2 protein-coding genes are annotated in these 1,661 nt (G+C 59.1%); both read right to left on the bottom strand.

Translation table 11 applies throughout. The annotated features are described in order from the left end of the window. Nucleotides 1–705 (bottom strand): ABC transporter ATP-binding protein (locus QZY44_RS25770; protein ID WP_295454899.1); only part of this gene is annotated, 705 nt, incomplete at its 3' end. Continuing rightward, nucleotides 702–1,661, bottom strand: a 960-nt coding sequence (locus QZY44_RS25765) for an iron ABC transporter permease (RefSeq protein WP_295454896.1), incomplete at its 5' end; no start/stop codon positions are given. The genes QZY44_RS25765 and QZY44_RS25770, both read right to left, overlap by 4 nt.

Raw genomic sequence — 1,661 nt, 5'->3', positions numbered from 1 at the left:
CACTTCCACCGGCACACCATCTGCGGTGATATGTCCATTTTCCAGCAGCACGACACGATCCGAGTCGGCAAGCGCATGTTCGGGATGGTGGGTGGTTTTAAGCACGGCATAGCCATCTTGTGCCAGCAGCCGAAGACGATGGAGCAAGCGAATCTGATTGCCATAATCGAGCCCGGCCATCGGCTCATCCAGAACCAGGATACGTGCGCCTTGTACCAGGGCGCGGGCTATCAGCGTCAATTGCCGCTCACCACCTGAAATTTCGGTGTAAGGACGATCAGCCAGATGCGTGATTTCAAGTCTGGATAAACAGTGATCGACTTCCGCTTCGTCCTCGCGTCCATAGGCGGCAGCCAGACCGGTGTGCGGCAAGCGCCCCAGCAACACGATCTCTCTTACCGAGTAAGGAAAGGGCGGGACATGCACCTGCGGAACATAGGCAATATGCCGGGCAATTTCGCGCCGCCGAAAAGAACTCAGAGGATGTCCGCCCAGTTCTACGCTGCCTTGGGCTGGGGACAAAAAACCCAGCAGCAAACGCAACAGGGTGCTTTTGCCCGCACCGTTGATCCCCAGCAGCGATACGACTTCGCCAGACTGAACCGTCAGGCTGACACCGGTCAATACCTTGTGTCCGCGATAGGCAAAGTGCAGCCCGTGCGCCTGCAAGCGCAAATTTGAAATGGGCGGTTGCGGGGCGTTCATGTCCAGCCCCGCCGTACCCGATGCAGCACTAGCAGAAAGACCGGAATGCCAAGCAATTCGGTGACGATGCCAATTGGAATTTCGGTGGTCGTCAAGGTACGTGCCAGGGCATCGCAAGCCAGCAGGAAGATGGCCCCCAGACACGCGCTGACCGGCAGCAAGCGCCTGTTTCCCGAACCAACGATCAAGCGCGCAATGTGGGGGATGATCAAGCCGACCCAGCCTATCATGCCCGCGATGGAGACGGTCAGCGCCGAGATCAGCGTGGCGGCGGCAATCACCCCGTAACGCACCGCTGCGATCGGTACCCCCAGCGAACGCGCTTCGTCGTCTCCCATCGCCATGGCATCCAGCGCGCGCCCCATGCCGATTAACACGGCGATGCCAAGCAACATGGGAAGGGCGAGCCAGCCTGTCTGATGCAGTTCTGCCTGCGCCAGACTGCCCATCAGCCAATACACGATAGCCGGAAGCTGGTTGTAGGGATCGGCCACGTATTTGACGATGGACAACAGCGACGAAAAAAGTGCGCCGCTGATCACACCTCCCAATACCAGCATGACGATAGAGGCACCGCCAAACAGATTGGCAATTCCCAGGCCAATCACCACCGCCAGCATACCCATGACAAAAGACAATAACTGCGTCAGCAGCCAGTTGCCGGAAATCAGCAGTCCCAGCGCCGCGCCGAAAGAAGCGCCCGCCAATACCCCCATCAGCCCCGGCGAGACCAGCGGATTGCGGAACACCGCCTGATAGGCAGCACCCGAGGTGGACAGCGCCGCGCCGACCAGCACCGCCGCCAGCACTCTGGGCAGACGAATATTGACCATCAGATTGTGCAGCAAATCGAAGCGCTCGGCGGGCAGGGTTTCCAGATCCAGTTCCGCCAGCAGAAAATGTCCCCAATCAAGCAGCGAAAGCGGATAACGTCCCAGCGTGAGCGATAGCAAAAT

The organism is uncultured Thiodictyon sp. (assembly GCA_903837595.1).
GTDB lineage: Bacteria > Pseudomonadota > Gammaproteobacteria > Chromatiales > Chromatiaceae > Thiodictyon.
This window is presented reverse-complemented; position numbering and strand designations above follow the sequence as displayed.